Annotated in this window: 19 protein-coding genes; 9 read left to right on the top strand and 10 right to left on the bottom strand. The window is 43.9% G+C overall.

The annotated features are described in order from the left end of the window. Window positions 1-68: 68 nt before the first annotated feature. The 4 genes from CIK96_RS09075 to CIK96_RS09090 all read left to right on the top strand — a co-directional run bounded on the left by CIK96_RS09075 (window position 69) and on the right by CIK96_RS09090 (window position 2739). On the top strand, window positions 69-419 hold the full coding sequence (locus tag CIK96_RS09075; RefSeq protein ID WP_094390662.1) for a PadR family transcriptional regulator: 351 nt from the start codon (window positions 69-71) through the stop codon (window positions 417-419). Further along, the gene (locus tag CIK96_RS09080) at window positions 416-2191 is read left to right on the top strand and encodes a PspC domain-containing protein (RefSeq protein ID WP_094440409.1); all 1776 of its coding nucleotides are present in this window, start codon (window positions 416-418) and stop codon (window positions 2189-2191) included. Before CIK96_RS09075 ends, CIK96_RS09080 begins: the two co-directional genes overlap by 4 nt. Window positions 2192-2317: 126 nt before the next feature. Beyond that, complete coding sequence (locus CIK96_RS13530; RefSeq protein WP_254047113.1) at window positions 2318-2488, top strand: hypothetical protein; 171 nt, start codon at window positions 2318-2320, stop codon at window positions 2486-2488. Continuing rightward, window positions 2449-2739: an outer membrane beta-barrel protein gene (locus tag CIK96_RS09090; RefSeq protein WP_254047123.1), complete on the top strand. Its 291-nt coding sequence runs from the start codon at window positions 2449-2451 to the stop codon at window positions 2737-2739. Before CIK96_RS13530 ends, CIK96_RS09090 begins: the two co-directional genes overlap by 40 nt. Before the next feature lie 923 nt (window positions 2740-3662). Here the strand turns inward: CIK96_RS09090 and CIK96_RS09095 are convergent. The 5 genes from CIK96_RS09095 to CIK96_RS09115 all read right to left on the bottom strand — a co-directional run bounded on the left by CIK96_RS09095 (window position 3663) and on the right by CIK96_RS09115 (window position 8999). Then, window positions 3663-4697, bottom strand: a complete 1035-nt coding sequence (locus CIK96_RS09095) for a glycosyltransferase (protein WP_094440412.1) — start codon at window positions 4695-4697, stop codon at window positions 3663-3665. Window positions 4698-4952: 255 nt separating this feature from the next. After that, a complete protein-coding gene (locus CIK96_RS09100) occupies window positions 4953-5975 on the bottom strand; it encodes a glycosyltransferase (RefSeq protein ID WP_094440413.1) in 1023 nt (340 codons plus the stop codon). Window positions 5976-5986: 11 nt separating this feature from the next. Next, on the bottom strand, window positions 5987-6835 hold the full coding sequence (locus tag CIK96_RS09105) for a glycosyltransferase family A protein (RefSeq protein WP_094440414.1): 849 nt from the start codon (window positions 6833-6835) through the stop codon (window positions 5987-5989). A gap of 16 nt (window positions 6836-6851) precedes the next feature. Beyond that, window positions 6852-7784, bottom strand: coding sequence for a beta-1,6-N-acetylglucosaminyltransferase (locus CIK96_RS09110; protein ID WP_094440415.1), 933 nt, complete (start codon window positions 7782-7784; stop codon window positions 6852-6854). A gap of 18 nt (window positions 7785-7802) precedes the next feature. Continuing rightward, entirely contained in the window at window positions 7803-8999 is a 1197-nt protein-coding gene (locus CIK96_RS09115; RefSeq protein ID WP_094440416.1) for a glycosyltransferase family 4 protein, read from the bottom strand. A gap of 46 nt (window positions 9000-9045) precedes the next feature. Between CIK96_RS09115 and CIK96_RS09120 the strand changes: the two genes are divergently transcribed. Both CIK96_RS09120 and CIK96_RS09125 read left to right on the top strand, forming a co-directional pair. Beyond that, complete coding sequence (locus CIK96_RS09120) at window positions 9046-10203, top strand: glycosyltransferase (protein ID WP_094440417.1); 1158 nt, start codon at window positions 9046-9048, stop codon at window positions 10201-10203. Then, entirely contained in the window at window positions 10200-10571 is a 372-nt protein-coding gene (locus CIK96_RS09125) for a GtrA family protein (protein WP_094390670.1), read from the top strand. Before CIK96_RS09120 ends, CIK96_RS09125 begins: the two co-directional genes overlap by 4 nt. 6 nt (window positions 10572-10577) lie before the next feature. Here CIK96_RS09125 and CIK96_RS09130 read toward each other — a convergent pair whose 3' ends face one another. Further along, window positions 10578-11744, bottom strand: coding sequence for a glycosyltransferase (locus tag CIK96_RS09130; RefSeq protein ID WP_094440418.1), 1167 nt, complete (start codon window positions 11742-11744; stop codon window positions 10578-10580). A gap of 94 nt (window positions 11745-11838) precedes the next feature. Between CIK96_RS09130 and CIK96_RS09135 the strand changes: the two genes are divergently transcribed. Together CIK96_RS09135 and CIK96_RS09140 are read left to right on the top strand one after the other, a co-directional pair. Beyond that, window positions 11839-12435 carry a DapH/DapD/GlmU-related protein gene (locus CIK96_RS09135; protein WP_094440419.1) on the top strand — a complete coding sequence of 199 codons (597 nt, stop codon included), beginning with the start codon at window positions 11839-11841 and terminating at the stop codon, window positions 12433-12435. A 43-nt stretch (window positions 12436-12478) separates the two neighbouring features. Next, on the top strand, window positions 12479-13606 hold the full coding sequence (locus CIK96_RS09140) for a glycosyltransferase family 1 protein (RefSeq protein WP_094435810.1): 1128 nt from the start codon (window positions 12479-12481) through the stop codon (window positions 13604-13606). 17 nt (window positions 13607-13623) lie between these two features. On the opposite strand, the gene CIK96_RS09145 is transcribed toward CIK96_RS09140, so the two are convergent. The 3 genes from CIK96_RS09145 to aspS all read right to left on the bottom strand — a co-directional run bounded on the left by CIK96_RS09145 (window position 13624) and on the right by aspS (window position 16207). Next, window positions 13624-13968: a hypothetical protein gene (locus tag CIK96_RS09145; RefSeq protein WP_094390673.1), complete on the bottom strand. Its 345-nt coding sequence runs from the start codon at window positions 13966-13968 to the stop codon at window positions 13624-13626. A 65-nt stretch (window positions 13969-14033) separates the two neighbouring features. After that, window positions 14034-14333 (bottom strand): winged helix-turn-helix domain-containing protein, encoded by a 300-nt coding sequence (locus CIK96_RS09150; RefSeq protein WP_094440420.1) that lies wholly within the window; start codon window positions 14331-14333, stop codon window positions 14034-14036. Window positions 14334-14446: 113 nt separating this feature from the next. Then, on the bottom strand, window positions 14447-16207 hold the full coding sequence (gene aspS, locus CIK96_RS09155; protein WP_094440421.1) for an aspartate--tRNA ligase: 1761 nt from the start codon (window positions 16205-16207) through the stop codon (window positions 14447-14449). 554 nt (window positions 16208-16761) lie between these two features. On the opposite strand from aspS, the gene CIK96_RS09160 reads away from it, so the two are divergent. Next, window positions 16762-17145, top strand: coding sequence for a DUF1573 domain-containing protein (locus CIK96_RS09160; protein WP_094435741.1), 384 nt, complete (start codon window positions 16762-16764; stop codon window positions 17143-17145). A 291-nt stretch (window positions 17146-17436) separates the two neighbouring features. Here the strand turns inward: CIK96_RS09160 and CIK96_RS09165 are convergent, their stop codons facing one another. Next, on the bottom strand, window positions 17437-18735 hold the full coding sequence (locus CIK96_RS09165) for a DUF3078 domain-containing protein (RefSeq protein WP_254047114.1): 1299 nt from the start codon (window positions 18733-18735) through the stop codon (window positions 17437-17439). Between the last annotated feature and the right edge of the window lie 13 nt (window positions 18736-18748).

Here is an 18748-nt window from a genome sequence, read left to right on the forward strand (position 1 = left end):
ACTTTGTATTGCAAGGTACTAATATTTTGCCTAACTTTGCATTCGAAATCATATAAACGCAATATAGTATGAACATAGAGAATGCGAAATCACAGATGCGAAAAGGTATGTTGGAGTACTGCGTACTGCTACTTCTGAAGCGCCGTCCATCGTACGCCAGCGATATTATTCAGCAACTGAAACAGGCAGAATTGCTTGTGGTGGAAGGGACACTCTACCCTTTGCTGACTCGTTTGAAGAATGATGGACTCCTGCAATATCAATGGCAGGAATCAACCCAGGGACCTCCACGCAAATACTATGCTCTCAGTCCTGAGGGTGAAAAATTTCTCGAAGGCCTCGATCTCGCTTGGGCAGAACTCTCAGGCACTATCAATTATCTTAAAAACAATCACCCCAATCTTTTAGAAGCAAAATGAAAAAGAACATTACCATCAATCTTTGTGGGCGTCTCTTTCAGATAGATGAAGATGCCTACGAGCTGTTACAACACTACATAGAGTCGTTACGCCATTCTTTCGGTAAGTCGGAAGGTGGCGACGAGATTGTCGATGACATCGAAGCACGTATTGCAGAATTGTTTACTGAACTTCGCGAACAGGGCAACGAGGCTATCACTATCGACCACGTGAAAGCCATCATCAGCCGTATTGGCGAACCAGAACAGCTGACAGAGAACGAAGAAAGCGACAAAAGCGATAAAGCACACAAGTTTGATTCTTTCAACTCAGCTGCACAAGGTGTGTATGACAATGTACGCAAAAGAACTTGCGGAAAGAAGCTATTCCGCAACCCCAACGATAAAATGGTTGCTGGCGTCCTCTCTGGATTGGCTAAATATACCGACACCGACCCTGTCATCTGGCGGCTGCTGACGGTCTTATTCTCGGCTTTTTATGGCGTTGGTATTATTATTTACATCGTTTTGGCCATCATATTGCCTGAAGCAAGAACGCCTGAACAATTATTGCAGATGGAAGGAAAGGCTGTCACACCACAACATTTGGCAGACATTGTGGTAGATAAAGATCAGAGTACTACCCAGCAGCCGAATCTGTTTCGCAGTCTTTTCGCCATTATTTTAAAGATTCTGTTCGGATTCTTTGTGGGCATCGCCTCCATCGTAGCCATCATTCTGTTCTGCGGTTTTCTGTTTGCTTTAGTTGTCTTGGTATCGGCCCTGACATTCCCCGTCAACAGTTATATGCCATTCAATTTGCAAGCCATGGGACTGGCAGAACTGTATGAGACTAATCCGATGATACTCATCATTTTCGTATTCTCTCTGTTTATGATGTTGCTCATACCCATATATGCTATCGTCCACATGCTTCTCTCGCTATCGAAAAAGGTTCAGCCAATGGGCATCGCACAGCGCATCGCATGGATTTTTCTATGGATTGTTGCCCTCTGCAGTATAATACCCTGTAGCATTTCGATGGCGAAATTCCGCCATGAACAACGAACCAAAGAGTATTTCCATACCCATATCTATCAAGACGTACTGATGGATGATAACGATATGGACTATATGCGCCATGGCGAATGGAATCTGATTAAGGCAGAAGACTGTGCCCACTATACTGCACATGGTGAGTATTTCGACGGTAATAAAAGTGTGAGATACCTTGACACCTATAATGATGAGTGTCGCGCAATATACCAAGTGGAACGCAAACAGGCAGTAGAGCCCGGCATCTACCGCCTCGACTGTATTGCTCGCGCCGAGGGCCCCGGTTCGTTTGTCTATGCCATTGGCGACAATAAGATGCTGACAAGCATTCCTGCCTATGGCAACAGAGGGGGTGAACTGGCTGCACAAATAAAGAAAGAGTTGAGCCACATGCTGGCAAGCGACTCTCTCAATGACGTGGGCATCGACGAAAGCACTAAAGAAGTTGATATTAAGGGCATGAAGTTTGTCTTGACAGATTTACATCAAGATAACAAAAAGAAGCTGAAACGTATCTGCAAAGGCTATGGTTGGTCTATTGTCAGCATAGACAACATCGTGGTAACTGGCGACTCTATTACCTATGGAGTTTCTACCGACGAGGGCTTCACGGGCCACCCCTATCGTGCTAAGTGGTTCTCTGCCACCGACTTCAAACTGACACGCACAGGCGATCTGCCTCATATAAAAAATGACAAGACACGCCATCCCCGTATAAAGAGGAACAAAAGGCGATAACCGTCTCATTATCCTAAGACTATTTGCATATATTATTTAAATACGACTCCTACAGACAGTCGTTACAAGCTGAAAGGGTTCGGACTGCGTTTCAGCGACCGCACCCGTGCCGTAATCTTTGGTGGAATGAACAATATCAACGAGACTATGGAGTATAACGGCAACAACAGCAGTTACAACGATGAACAGCAACAATCTGGCGACCGCCATTTCCGACAGGTTGGGATTTCTCATACGGTTTCAACGGCACTTACAAACTGCCTTGGCAACTCACCTTTGAGACCGATCTCACTATGAACAGCCATCGCGGATATGCCGACAACGAGATGAACGACAACCGTCTCTATTGGGATGCAGCCCTCACAAAGTCGATTCATAAAGGCCAATGGGTGATAAAACTTCGTGGCTACGACCTTCTCGGACAAGTGAGCAACCTCCGCTACGCAATAAATGCGCAGGGGCGCACCGAGACGTGGACCAACTCTATGCGCCGTTATGCGCTTCTGACCATCAGCTACCGGTTCTCTCAGAAGCCCAAGAAAAAATAGTCTGTTGTCTCTATACCAATATTTCCGATATGCGGAAAGACAGGATAACAGAATACTTGTTTATCCATAACCAGAAGGACCGGATTCCCATAAATGGAATCCAGTCCTATTTATTGTTATCTGCGCATAGGATGATTCTATCAATAGGAATGTGGCTATAGAAGTTTGTGCTATAGTACATAGTTGTCCAATTTTCTACAACCTATGTATGGATAGACATAACGTTTGGGTTGATTTATCAGCACACAGTTATTTTAGTTTTCTGGAAAATTTCGACCACACTTATTGCCATCGCTTATCAACTTGAAACTGCTAAGCAAATAATCCTTATCGATGCCTAAGCGGAGGCATGATGATTATTACGCTTTTATCCAACGCAGGATAATACTTTTATCAAACGTTGGATAACACTTTTGTCAAACGTTGGATAACACCTTTATCAAACGTTGGATAACACTTTTATCAAACGTTGGATAATACCTTTGTCAAACGTTGAAAAGACTTTTGCCAAACGTTGGACAATACTTTTGTCAAACATTGAAAAGACCTTTGCCAAACGTTGGACAATACGTTTGCCAAACATTTGGCAACAAGTGGCAAAACGTTATCTAAGAAATAGCACTCTCTTTTATTTCTGAGTAACAATTGTTATTGTTGACGGACATATACAAACATCGCGGATACGCTTACCAATAAGTGTGGTCGAAGTGTGGTCGTAAATTCTGAATTACAGGAATCGACCACGCCTGTAAGAGAGTGATTGACAACGAGATGCAGACGCCTGTGGTCGAGTGGTCGAATATTTCATGAAAACTAAATTTCTGGAGCAGTTATCACCCCACCCTTTCGCCTTACAAGCGTTTGGCATATATCTGTCGCCCATCACATAGTGGTCGCGATGCTCATGCTCTCGCTCAAGTCAACTATGATTTATACACCAATCTATCAATCATCAACTCAAATTTACCCACAACCTTTTTGATATTTTGGATGTGTGAGCGTACAAAACGAATACGATAAATATGGCTCATCGGTCTGCATATAGTCAGGAAGAAAAGCAGCATAATGGGACGCTTGAGGGTCTTGGCTGTTGCAAATAGTTGCTTTTCAACATCACGCATGGCTTGTTTTGCACCTTCAGGACATGCCACCTGATAAATCAGATGCTTGTCTCTCAACAAAGCTGGGAACACATAAAGCAACATTCCAGTTGGCCGAACTTGTTTCAAATTCATAGCATGGTCGATGATAATCTGAAAACTGCGTAGTCGCTTTACAAGATTCGCCACCTTGTCTTGGGTAATAGAAGTGGTTACATGGCGATAATAATAAGTAACCTGGGGCAGTACCACCACGGTAGAAACCTCAGACAAAAGTTGATAAGTCCATGGAATGTCTTCATGGATAATACCTTCTATGAAATACAGCTGATGAGACAAGACGAACTGGCGGTTGACGAGTTTGTTCCATGCCATGATGGGAATGCGATCAAACAATATTGCCTCCACACATGCTTGTCCACCAGTCAACACATAGGGACGAGAGGTATGATACCACAATGATTTCAGTCCTACGCCCCACAGATTGTTGGCTTGAACCACATCTGCCCCAGGACAAAGATCGAAGCCCGACACCAAAGTTGAAAGACAGTCGGCAGAGAGATAATCGTCGGAATCGACAAAAAGCAGATAATCGCCCGTTGCGGCATCAATACCCGTATTGCGTGCAGCAGACAATCCGCGGTTCACTTCGTGACGAAGTAAACGAAACTGAACAGCTCCCTGATAGTTATCCACAAAGCGCCGAACGATATCCATACTCCCATCGGGCGAACAGTCGTCAACGATGATACACTCAATATTAGCCTTTGCATCTGATTGGGCTACTACCGAAGCCAGACATTCTTCGATGTATGCCTCTACTTTATAGACGGGTATGATAATGGATATGGTTAACATGTATTCCTTTATTCGTAGTTTTGGGTTGTAAGTTATTATCGGTCGAAGTACAGGTCTTGATAATATTTATCAGTATAAGCGCTACGACGAGGCAAAGTTAAGAAAAATAAATAAGAAAAGAGAATAATAGCCAAACTTTTTTCAAACACATCCCGAACACATCCCGAAGGCTGCAAATATTACAAAAGCAGCAGTTTCAGACCAATCAAATCTTCCATCCCGAAAGGTTCAGCAACTTATCATAGTCTCACCCCACTACCATTTCAACCGGTCAATCATCAGTTCCAATGCAAGCATTATGCGCTCCAATATATGATAATTTCTGCGAACGAAATGGAATGAATAGATGTGGTAGAACGGTTTGAAAATAGTCAGCGAGAACAGCAACAATAATGGGCGTCCGTGGCTAATGATATTCTTAAGCAACCGCCTACGCAGACGGCGGAAAGCTTGTAACTCTTCCTCAGAGCAACCATGCTGATCTATCATATATTGTATCTCCAACAATCGGGAGAAGACATTGACCAACAGACATCCCCGAATATTGCGCTCCTGCTTGAGCATGGTTGTCAAAATAACATCCCAGCAATAAATTGTTTTGCCTATTTTCAATTGTCTTGAGTGCATGATAGAATTACCATTAGGGCGATAGTAATAGGTAACTTGTGGCAACACCAACACTTTTTGGGCTACATCCATCAGTTGATAACTCCAAAGATAGTCTTCAAAAATGATACCCTCAACAAAATAAATATGATTATTGATAAGCACATTCCGCCTTATCAGCCGGTTCCATGGGTTGACAGGAAAAATAAGATTTACCAAAGCGCCAAGTCGTTCTTTTTTAGATAACAATACTATAGGCTCTTGTCTCTTGCTATATGCTTTCTTGTCTAAAAACAAACTATTACCCTGTACAACGTCTGCGTCAGGATTTGCCAACAACCCATCAACCAACGTTTTCAGACCATGTTCCATCAAATAGTCGTCGGAATCGATAAAAAACACATAATCGCCCGTTGCCGCTTCTACACCCGTATTGCGCGCAGCAGATATTCCGCGGTTCACTTCGTGACGAAGCATACGAAACTGAACAGCACCCTGATAGTTATCCACAAAGCGCCGAACGATATCCATACTGCCATCCGGCGAACAGTCGTCAACGATGATGCACTCGATATTAGCCTTTGCATCTGATTGGGCTACTACCGAAGCCAGACATTCTTCGATGTAGGCTTCAACATTATAAACGGGTATGATGATGGATAGGTTCAGCATGTGTTCTACTTTTACTTGATTAAATTGCTATCTGTGTCTTCATAATGATCCTGCTTGTGGAAGATACCCAACAGGCGTTTGGATTGGATGCGGACTCTTTCCACAAAGATGTCAAACATTGAGCGGTTGCCAAGTGTGCCGTAGCCCGTTATGGGACGAGCCTTCCTGCAATATAGGAAATCTATCTTACCGTAACTTTTCAGTTCTAATGCGAGCGATCCGTCTTCACCTCTGCGAATATCCGTACGGACAGAAAGATGCTTGGCATAATCCATATTAAACGCCATCGTCATGCCTCGCACACACAATTCAGGACGCTTGAAATGTTGCATCCAAAGGAAAGTGTCACGCACAAATTCAAAGAAGAACAACTCAGCCTGAGAGTGCTGCTTATCGGGATAGAAACTCCACAGCGTGCCCACACAAGACACATCGTCCTTGATCAGTTTCTTCATCATCTGATCGATGTAACACGATGGATACATCGTATCTGCATCGATAAAGAAATGGTACTTGCCATGAGCATGGTCCATGCCACATTGGCGAGCATAGCCCGGACTTTGCCGAGTCTCGTTGTAATACTCCACATCCAATGATTTGAACACATCTTCCGTGGCATCCTTCGAATTGTTATTCACACCAATTATCTCAATAGGATAAGCTGATACCATATCGCTTAACGACCATAGACAAGAAGCCAAGCGACACTCCTCATTATAGGCAATAACCACCAACGACACTACGGGCGATGGACTGTGTTTGTCTTGTATATTGCGTTTAATTGTTGAGCGTATCTGTTCGGGAACGTCCTTAAACGGCGTTCCATAGATTGACAGATATTTATCGTACCATTTACTCATAGCCAAACTTTCAAATCTACTCCTTGGTTTCACCCTTGAGTGCCGTTACTATACTATTGATGAGTACTTGGTTCTTGCTGCTCATCTTGCGTGCAAAGAGATATTCGGAACTGAGCAATTCCGCTTCGTCACCATCCTGCCAAGTATAAGGTTCACCACGTCGTTGCTGTTCGATGTTGGCACGTTTGAAATCGATAAAACGCATACAACTATGAACACCATCGTCCATATCGAATATATTCTTCTTCAATTCGGGATTGGAGATAATCAACGAATGTTTATACATCTCATCGCCACACGATGTATGGGCAAAGCGTTTGTTGATAAAAGCCTCCTGGTCTATCAGATATTTCACGGCTTTCTCCGTCAGCGAAACCCAGTTGTGCCCCGTACGGAATGTCAACTCGTTGCCTCTTGAGAAATGGGTAATATCCTGCAATTTCAAGAGAATATGCCGGATAATCTGTGCGGGCACAACCTTCCAACGCGGTTCAAAGGGACAACGGAAGTTCCAACGCATCAAGACATAATATCTGCGGCGCTTGCGCTCAGTATCGGCTTTGATATAATCGGTACGGTCGAAGAAGCCGATAAACTCCTTGCCTTCATGTTCATCGAAGAACCGATGGATGTAGTCTTGAGTCTTGATAGGCAGATCCACACCCGATAATTTGTGGTAGTACTGATAGGGGCCATGCTGGAAAGCTGTCTTGAAAAGCTCCATCTCACTATGTATCTGGCTGACATCTCCCCATCTCACATCGTAGCGTTTGGGCGTATAGTAGAGTGCTGAATATTTGGGCTGATACAGTTCTGGCATTTGCTTCACCTTCTTATCGATATGCAGATAAATATCGTTGCGGTCATCGTCAAGCAACGAGAGCAACACATTGAGCAGGCTCCATTCATTATGAGCCATGATTAAATAGGCGTGTCTGTGGTTTGTCATTATCTGTTAATTGTTGGTTTAATGATTATCATTTTGAACTATCGTTTCAAACAGTTTCGTCCATTGTGGCATAATATTGTCTGAGGTAAATCTTGCAGCATTCAATCTTGCTTGTACTCCCAACCGTTCGCGCAACTCTTTGTTGTTGATGAGCAGTTCCATCTTTTCAGCCAACTGTTGGATATTGCCATTCTCTACCAAAAAGCCATCTTCACCATCGCGAATAATATCACTCGGTCCATAAGGACAATCGAAGGAAACACAGGGCAAACCACATGACATTGCTTCAACAAGCACAAGTCCCCACCCTTCATAGCGCGAACTCATCACATAGAAGGCGCTATCCTGATATTCTTTATAGATGTTGTCGGTCGTACCAGCGAAAGTCATAGACGATGTAAGACCAGCTTTCTCCAACTGCTGTTGTAACTTCTGTAGGTCCCCACCATGTCCATAGACGACAAGTTGCCAATCAGGATGCCTTGCGGCTATTAGTTGCCAAGACTGAATCAATAGGTCGAAGCCCTTCTGCGCATGAAGTCTGCCTACGGCAATTATCCTTTTCGGTCTATCTGCAACATCGGTTATTTTTTCTGGATAATTAGTCAATACGTTATGAATAACCTCGATATTGTCATAGCCTTTCCAGCATGCAGCATCCTTATGAGTAAGAACTACAACCTTCTCACACCGCTTCAGCATCCCCAACAAATGCCGTGTTATCTTACGGTCTAACCATGGAATATGGGTAAATGTATTCTGCAATAAGAGCTGATAATAAACATGCGATTCTACGACGTGCCGATAAGGCTGGGATAAAATCTCACGAAAAAGGAAAAGTGCATATGTTGTGGACACAACCACATCGGGCTGAATCTCGTCTAACAACTTTCGCAAGCGATGTTTAAACAATCGTGGCATAGTGAATTTGAAACGGATTCTCTTCAGCAATGACATCGTGCCCGTTGTAAAAAACCTTGTGTTTAAATCGACATGTCTGATTTTATTAGACAAAGGATATGCGAAAGGATGGTTACCTTGTTCGTAAGTTACAAATACTATCTCATATCCTGCAACTTCAGCCAGCCAGTTCATCTTGTCACAGAAAATACGCTCTGTGCCACCTTTTGCTGCAAATGAACTGAATATATAGACTAACTTCATATCTGAAATTGTTTGTTCGTGCAAATATATAAAATATTTCTTTATATCCATTTACATTTCGTGTTTTTTTAGTAATTTTGGCGGAAAAATCATTGGTATGGCAAAAAAGGTATGCTTTTTGGTTGATTCCATCTTCAGTATAGGAGGGGTGCAGCGCGTTACTGCAGTCATTGCCAAAGCGTTAAGCAACACCTATGAGGTGACTATTGTCACATTGGACGCTCCATCGGCTTACGATACAACCCTCTACGGACTGGATGAATGTCAGATCAACTTCCGTTTCTTCCAATACCCTCCTGTAGGAAAATGGAAGAACCTGATGTGTAAGGCATATAGCTACCTCTATCGGAAAGTGTTGCCACAAACACACTTCACCTCTGACCTCTATGCGCATAGTTCTTTTCCATCAGAACTTCGGAATGCTTTGGTTGCTGAATTAGACCGACAGTATGACGTCATCATTGGCGACCACGCACCATTGGCAGTCAGACTGGCAACATGCAAAAAACAGCTGAAAGGATCGAAATTGATGGGGTGGATACACAATTCATACGATGCACTCTATGGCAAAGGGTCATTATATATAGGTGAGGAGTTGCAACAACACTATGAATACCAACTGTCGAAACTACAACATACCATCGTTTTGTGTCATTGCGATGCCATCAAATATCATATCCCAACCGACGTGATCTATAATCCCCTAACCCTCAAACCGTGTCAGCCTTCTGACGGAACATCCAAGCGATTTCTTGCTATTGGACGTTTCTCGCCACTCCACAAGGGATTCGACATACTGATAGATGCCTTCTGTCTGTTTGCCCAACATAATAGCGAATGGCATCTGGATATAGTGGGTGAAGGTCAGGAAGGCGATCGCATCCAACGAATGATAGACAAATACAAGCTCAACAACAGAATCACTATCCATCCATTTACCAACAATATCCAAGCGTATTATTCACGTGCTCAAGTCTATATATTGAGTTCGCGGTGGGAAGGTATGCCGTTGGTATTGATGGAAGCCATGTCACATGGGCTTCCTGTGGTTTCTTCCGATCTCCCCGTGTGTCAAGAGATTATGGGCGATTTCGGCATGTACTTCAGAAATGGAGATGTTGAAGATTTGTCGCGCAGAATGGGCGTTGCCACCATGATCAATTGGAAAGAGAAGTCTGCTGAAGCCAAGGACATTGCCAAAAACTTCAGTACAGACAGTATTATCAAACAATGGAAAGCACTAATTGAAGAATGAAACACAGTAAGGGATTGGGAGAAATCATCCGTTTCGGCATTGTCGGAGTGATTGCCACCGGCATCCAATATGGCATATATTACTTGCTGCTGGGGCACCTCAACGAAACTGCTGCCAATACGGTGGGCTATCTGGTTAGCTTTGTCTGCAACTTCATCATGACAACCTACTTTACATTTCAGGTAAAACCCAATAGAAAGAAAGCAGGCGGCTTTGCCTTAAGTCATTTGGTCAACCTAATATTGCAAAACATATTCCTCAATTTATTCCTATGGCTGGGTGTTGCGAAAGAATGGGCGCCGTTGCCTATGTTTGCCATCTGCGTACCCATCAACTTCCTCTTGGTGCGGTTTTTCGTCAAACGTTAGTCAGAATCACTCTTTCAACTGATGGGTTGGAAACACAGATTCAACCACTTTCTGCATCTGCACCTTCCACGACAGATGATCCACACTATGACGTATGACCATAGGATTCCATGATTGACTATCCACAAAATCGATGATATCACAGATATTGATGGGCGATTCATCTGCTGGAGCCTTTAAGACATAAGACTGATGATCGAAATCTTCATCTTGTTCGCTATATATAAAAGGTATGCCGCGAGTGGCATACTCACGGTTCTTCAAGGTCTTGATACGAGTTATACCACTACGATGGCGTCCTAAAGAACCGATGGCAAACTGGCATTGGTTGAAGACATCATCCAATTCTGCACCAAACAAAGCTCCATGGAATATGACTTTATCCTTCAAATCATAGCGGTCTATCAAAGTTTGAAAGCCTATCTGCTTGGAATTGCCTGTCATATACGTTTCATCCACTCCACCCACAATATGGAAGATGACGTCACGCTTCACCTTGCTCGGCTGTTGGTAATAGACACCCAAACCAGCTATCAATCGGTCGAAGCCGTGCCAATAATGCACCTCTGCCACACCGATCAGGTGAAGGGGATTGGATAATTGCGGAAACGCAGGATGCAAAGGTGTGCTATCCATATCCACACCATTGCTAATGCGGATGGTTTGCTGACCAAATATCTCCTGTTCGTCAGAGAAAGTGACGATGGCTGACATGGTTTGCGCCAATTGTTGGCGGTATTGTTTATTGATAAAGACACCCAACCGCACACTCCATCCATAGTCGTGAGTATATTCCGAATCATAGGGATAGGTGGGGATTTCGGAAACTGCCACTATTCCCTTTGATCGCAATCTACGGAAGAAACGAATCAGGAAGGGATTGGCATTATGAAAGCTACGGGCATAGACGAACGCTATTCCCTCACGAAGACAGTAGTCATACACACAGCGATAGTCAATACGCTGACGCACAGCAGCCAAGCGTCCCTTGCCATAATCCTGTATAACCTGACCATCAATATATCGACAACGATGGCCTTCGGGAGAGAAAGCATAGTAGCAGAGGCGGACATCGTGTCCGTTTTCACGCAGTCCCTTCACTTGATAGTGAATCTTCTTGCTGATACCGCTATAGTCGGAAAATCCGTGGTAAACGAGGAAGAGTATCTTCATCCTTATAGTATTTATCTTTGCAAAAGTATAGATTATTTTCGAAAAATCACCATAAAATTTGCATTTTTACACTTTTAGTAGTACCTTTACCGCCATGAAAGACAAAGAAACGATGCGAGAACGGCTGAAAGCAAGTCCACAATTGAAACATCTGTTGGACTGTATCATCATGAACCAACGGGATGCACGCCCCCGATGGTACATCAGAATACTGGCGCCTCTCTATCAACATCGTGGTCGCAGTTCGAAGATATACAGTAGTGTGAGGATGGACACCCCACCCTACCGAAAGTTTTCGCTTGGCAAGAATAGTGTGATAGAATCGTTCTGCTGTATCAACAATGCTGTAGGCGACGTCAGTATTGGTAATCACACGCGCATCGGGCTTCATTGCACAGTAATCGGCCCTGTAGCAATCGGCAATCATGTCAATCTGGCACAAGGCATCACCGTAACTGCGCTCAACCATAATTTCGCAGACACCAATCTACGTATTGATGCGCAAGGTATCAGCACACAACCTATTATTATCGGCGATGACGTATGGATTGGCGCCAATGCCGTCATCCTCCCTGGTGTTTCCATCGGTTGCCATTCGGTTGTTGCAGCAGGTGCTGTGGTCAGCAAAGATGTGCCCGACCATTGCGTCGTGGCTGGTGTTCCAGCAAGAATTATCAAGAGACTGGACTAAATAATATTTGAGAACTATTTCCCCATATAAGGACTGTGAGATGATGAGAATTGGTATTGAAGCGCAACGAATATTCCGCAAGAACAAACACGGCATGGATTTCGTGGTTCTTCAAGAGATTAAAGAACTGCAAAAGATGGATACCCCACATGAGTATTTTGTCTTTGTCAAACCTGGCGTTGATCGCTGTATAGAGAGTTCTGAACATGTTCACATCATCGAAGTCAATTGTCCGTCCTATCCGCTTTGGGAACAATGGGCTTTACCACGTGCTGCAAGAAAAGCAGGTGTAGATATTTTGCATTGCACAAGCAATACGGCACCTATCTGGTGCGACATTCCATTGGTGCTGACGCTGCACGACATCATCTTTCTGGAGCCACGCGACAAAAAGAATAAATCGCTCTATCAAAACCTGGGTTATTTCTACCGCCGATGGAATGTGCCTCGCATTCTGAAGAAATGTCGCCGCATCATTACGGTATCTGATTTTGAATTAGGCAATATCAAACAGAAACTTCAACTGCCCGACAGCCAGTTGAAGATGATTTATAACGGTTACAACGAGTGGTTTCGTCCTATAGAAAGTGACAAACAACAATACAGAAAATATATTGCCGATGCTGGCTATTTCTTCTTCCTTGGCAATACCGATCCGAAAAAGAATACGGAACGCACGCTTGTGGCTTATGCCAAATATCTGGAACTATCAGAAGTGAAACGTCCTTTGCTTATGGCTGATCTTGACCAAGAATATCTCAATGGCATCATCGAGCGCAACGGCATAGAGGCTATCCGTGACCACATCGTGATACCTGGATACATTATCAATAGCGATTTACCTTATATCTACAATAATGCCTTTGCATTTCTCTACACATCATTGCGTGAGAGTTTCGGCATTCCTTTGCTTGAAGCCATGGCTTGTGGCACACCTGTTATCACATCAAACAAATCTTCCATGCCTGAAATAGCTGGTCATGACGCCATTCTTATTAACCCTGAAAGTAGTGATGAGATTGCGTTGAAGATGTTGCAACTGGAACGTGATACAGACTTCTACCAACGACAGAAGGCTGTAGGACTGGAGAGAGCCAAACTCTTCTCATGGCGCAAGACGACAGAAAACCTGCTTCGTCTTTATGAAGAGGTGTATAAGGAAATAAAATAAGTATGTTTGATTGGTCGCTAATCAAATAGACTAAGCGAAAGATCTTGCTGTTGAGGTTTCTCATCTTCGGCTTCCTCGATGTTTTCATGCTCTTGAAATTCGAGCATGAGTTGTCGGGCATCTGCCGAACCTTTGGTATTGAGACGATAATAACCTCTGCGTTCTGTTCTCTCTATGAGCGACAAAGACGATCGTGAATTGCGTAAGAGATACTGTTGTACATAGGTGCGTATTTCCTCAAAGTCGGGAGATACAAAAAACGACACATTCATATTAAAGACGTGTCTTGCTATGGTTTGAACCGAAATGCCGCGCTCGCCAGCTTCAGTCAATATATGTAGAATCTGTTGGTCGTATGTCATTTGTTAGGAAAGAAAAAGCCGATAAGCGAAAAACTTACCGGCCTCTTCTATAGTTTCATATTGGATTATGCCAATGTGATTTTGTCTTCAGCCGAAACGAGCTTACCCTCTTTGAAGAGCCATCCCAGACCGAGGAGAGTTTCCTCTTCGCTGATTTTAGCAGCTTTGGCAATTTCCTTAACGGTCAGAGCCTTTTCTGCAGCAGCGAGTGCCTGATATACATCACCAGCCTTGAAGCCGATATTCTCTGCATTGACTACTACTTCAGCAACCTTCTTGGCTGCGGGTTTCTTTACGGCTGCCTTTTTAGGCTCAGCAACTTTAGCAGTTGCAGTTGCCTTCTTTGTTGTTTTTTTCTCTGTCATAGTTACGTTAAATAATACACTATTCAATATCTTTCCCTAACATTCCGTTGCAAATTTAGGTAAAATCTTATAATATATTAACGTATTAACACGAAATTTACACTTTTACCGCTTTATTCTTGACGTAGGTCAATAGACAGGTTAAGTTCTTCTAACTGTTTGGCATCAAGCTCACCCGGTGCGTCGAGCATCACATCGCGTCCGCTATTATTCTTTGGGAAAGCGATGCAGTCGCGGATGGAATCGAGTCCTGCCATAATGCTTACGAAGCGGTCGAGACCGAAGGCAAGTCCTGCATGAGGGGGTGCGCCATACTTGAAGGCATTGATGAGGAAGCCAAACTGTGCCATTGCCTTTTCGGGTGTGAAGCCCAAAATCTGGAACATTTTCTTCTGAAGTTTACCATCATGGATACGGAGTGAACCTCCACCGACTTCGATGCCGTTGCAGACAAAGTCGTAGGCCACCGCACGCACACGTTCTGGATGTTCATCAAGCAAGGGGATGTCGTCTGGATTAGGCAATGTGAATGGGTGGTGAGTTGCCATGAGGCGCTGTTCTTCATCGCTCCATTCAAAGAGTGGGAAATCGACAATCCACAGACACTCAAACTTGTTTTTATCGCGCAGTCCGAGGCGGTCGCCCATCTCCAAGCGTAGTGTACAGAGTTGTACGCGAGTCTTATTGGCATTGTCACCACTGAGGATGAGTACGAGGTCGCCATCTTTTGCACCTGTCTTTTCTTTGAGCTGTGCCCATACTTCAGGAGTATAGAACTTGTCTATGCTGCTCTTGACAGTACCGTCGGCATTGTATTTCACATAAACCAATCCCTTGGCGCCTACCTGTGGACGTTTCACAAATTCGGTCAGTTGGTCGAGTTGTTTGCGGGTATAGTCAGCGCAACCTGGCACAACAATACCGCCGATATATTCTGCCTCGTTGAATACTGAGAATGAACCAGTTCCTTTGAGCACATCCATCATCTCGACAAATTCCATGCCGAAGCGCAAATCGGGTTTATCGGAACCGAAACGACGCATAGCATCATGCCATGTCATGCGTTGCATCTTAGGAATCTCTACGCCGCGAATTTCTTTAAAGAGATGGCGTGCGAGATCTTCGAATATCTGAAGTACGTCTTCCTGGTCGGCAAACGACATTTCGCAGTCTATCTGTGTGAACTCTGGCTGACGGTCAGCGCGCAAGTCTTCATCGCGGAAACACTTGGCAATCTGAAAATAGCGATCGAATCCACTCACCATCAAGAGCTGTTTCAAGGTCTGTGGACTCTGTGGCAAAGCATAGAACTGACCGGGATTCATACGGCTGGGCACCACGAAGTCACGTGCGCCTTCAGGAGTACTTCCAATAAGTATTGGAGTCTCAACCTCTATAAAGTTCTGATTGTCGAGGAAGTTACGAATCAAGATGGTCATACGGTGACGCAGTTCAAGATTCTTTCTCACAACAGCACGGCGCAGGTCGAGATATCTGTATTTCATGCGGATATCATCTCCACCGTCAGTATTATCTTCAATAGTGAATGGCGGTGTAAGGCTCTCGCTCAACACGTTGAGTTGTTTGGCAAGAATTTCAATATCGCCAGTAGGCATTTTAGAATTCTTCGATTGGCGCTCGCTGACTTTACCCGTCACCTGTATGCACCATTCGCGTCCCATGCGGTTGGCCTGTTCGCAGAGTGCGGCATCAGCCGACTCATCGAATACCAACTGTGTGATTCCGTAGCGGTCGCGCAGGTCAACGAATGTCATACCGCCCATCTTACGTGTTCTTTGTACCCATCCGGCAAGTGTCACTTCGCTGCCGGCATCAGTGAGTCTAAGCTCACCGCAAGTTTTTGTTCTGTACATTATCTTACGTTTTTTATTCTTTCTTTTAGTTTGCAAAGGTACGAATAAGTGAGCGAAATGCAAAAGGAAAACCCGTTTTTCTTTTCATTTCCGAACGAGAGTACCTAAGATGCGTAGCATCAAAGGTACGAATAAGTGAGCAGAATACAAAAAGAAAAAAGCAATTTTCTTTTTTATTCTCGAACGCAAGTACCTTGGACTATAAGTCAAAGGTACGAATAAGTGAGCAGAATACAAAAAGAAAAAAGCAATTTTCTTTTTTATTCTCGAACGCAAGTACCTAAGCGACTATGACGCAGATGTACGAATTTTTCTCTTTCAAACTACCTATTGGCTACTACAAAGGCCATTTATACCTTATTCTTTCGGGATGCGTTCGGGATGCGTTCGGGATGCGTTCGGGATGCAATCATCAGTACAAACAGATAGAATTTGATAGTTACTCACCTGAAAGACATCAGTTAAAAATACAAAAAAACTATCTGGTTTTTGCATATGTATCAAGAAAAAGCCATACTTTTGTATCGTTTTTAAGAACAAAGAAAGGAAAGAACATGAAAAAAATGATACTTATGGCCTTGATGCTCGTATGCGGAATGGCCACGATGATGGCTCAGAAACCTGCTGAAATCAAGTTTGAGAAACTCACCCACAACTTTGGCACTTTCTCTGAAAAGAATCCAAAAGTGACTTGCACCTTCTCCTACACCAACGTAGGCGAGAAGCCACTTGTCATCAATCAGGCCATTGCCTCATGTGGCTGTACCGTTCCTGAATACACCAAGACTCCCATTCAGCCCGGTGGAAAAGGTACGATCAAGGTGACATACAATGGCGAAGGAAAATTCCCTGGACACTTCAAAAAGACCATCACTATCCGCACAAATGGTGCTATAGAGATGACTCGTCTTTATATTGAAGGTGACATGACAGAATAATACCTATTAAGAAATTATAATATGAAACCGGTCTGTTTGCATCAAGTAAACAGACCGGTTTTTTATTTGAGACATAACTGAGACCCAACACCTCATAAATCCATCTCTCAAACGCTACATTATTTCAATCACGACGCTACCTTATCTTGAGAGCATCATTCCAATATCCGTCACACCACGAAACAGACTTCGAAAGACAAAGCAAAAGACATACCGAAGTAATGGTCTGCATACAAAGACTCCCCGACAAATTACTGTCGAGGAGTCTTTGTATGGGTATCGAATGCAGAATCAGAACGAATAGTTCAGACCCAACGAGCAATATTCCTGGAATTGAAAATAGCCAAGTTTGTCGTCGCGCTTGCCAGAATCGTCGAAGCGAGGATAAAGGAAAAGGTTGGCTGAGATATACTTGCTCACCTGAAACCGGAATTGGTTTTCCCATTCCATCAATCCACGATGATAAGAGGTATAATAGTAAAGACGACTCTTCCACGTCACTTGGTCGGTAATCGTCCACTTCACATCACCAGTAAACTGCGAACCGAAATCCTCCTTAGTATGGTGACCACCAAGTTTATAACGGTCCAACAAGGTATTGCGTGCTACATAGCGGAAGTTGAACGAGAGGGGCGAGAAGTTGAGCGAACCTGTCAATTTTCCATTAAGCGCCTTCAGCTTATATTCCATACCGACACCAAGGTTGAGATCGAAAGGCGACATGAAGTCGGAATAGGTAAACTCATCGTTGGATTTCAGTCCTCTAGCAAACTGCGTATAAGCCAGCAACTGCAAGGTATAATACCATTTTTTCGATGCTTGCAGTCCGAGTTTACTGGTCAGACGAAGCAGGTCGTTGTTGGCTTTAAACTTATGCAACGTATCAGAGCGAGAGGTTTGGAAACCTAATTTCATCTCCAACTTGTTTGAAAAAGTTATCTTATCCTTGTCGTTATAGTTCATCTCAAGGGTAACAGCTCCTACTGCCGAGTAGTTGCTCTCACCACCTTTATGCCAGTTGTCCGACACATAGTTTTGCAGGAATTGCAGATAGCCTTCGCCTTTAAACTTCCAGAAGTTAGGCTTCGTAACTACCAGTCCGATGGGCACAGCCTCTGGTTCTTCTGGCTGCAACTCAACTTTTCGTGTAAGATCTACCTTCTGCTTCACTTCCTTGTTGACATCCTCTCGTAGCGTTCCAGCTTTCTTCAAACGTGTCTCGTTATTCTTCACCAAGTCTGGACGCTTCATATAGAGTTTGAGCATAGCTTTGTCAACAGCCTCTGCTACTTCGTCACCTTTCTCTCCATCAAGCGACAACTGACGCTTCACACCTGAGTGATAGAATGTTGTAGGAGCAAAAAGGCGATAATAGCGCCCATCGGTCGATTCGCTATGCAGGCTATCGTTCACTCGCCGCACTTCTTCAAGCTGTTGCTTGAGTAATGCCAGCGAGTCGGCATATTGCTTCACAATCAAAGCGGTATCGGCACTTGCCCTACCACTTTTAGTCAATCTGCGCTGGGCCATAGACTGTGTGGCAGTCAGCAGAGTAAACAATAGAAGTAACAGATACTTGTATTTCATCATTATCAAATATTTC

The organism is Prevotella sp. P4-98 (genome assembly GCF_002251405.1).
Taxonomy (GTDB): Bacteria; Bacteroidota; Bacteroidia; order Bacteroidales; family Bacteroidaceae; genus Prevotella.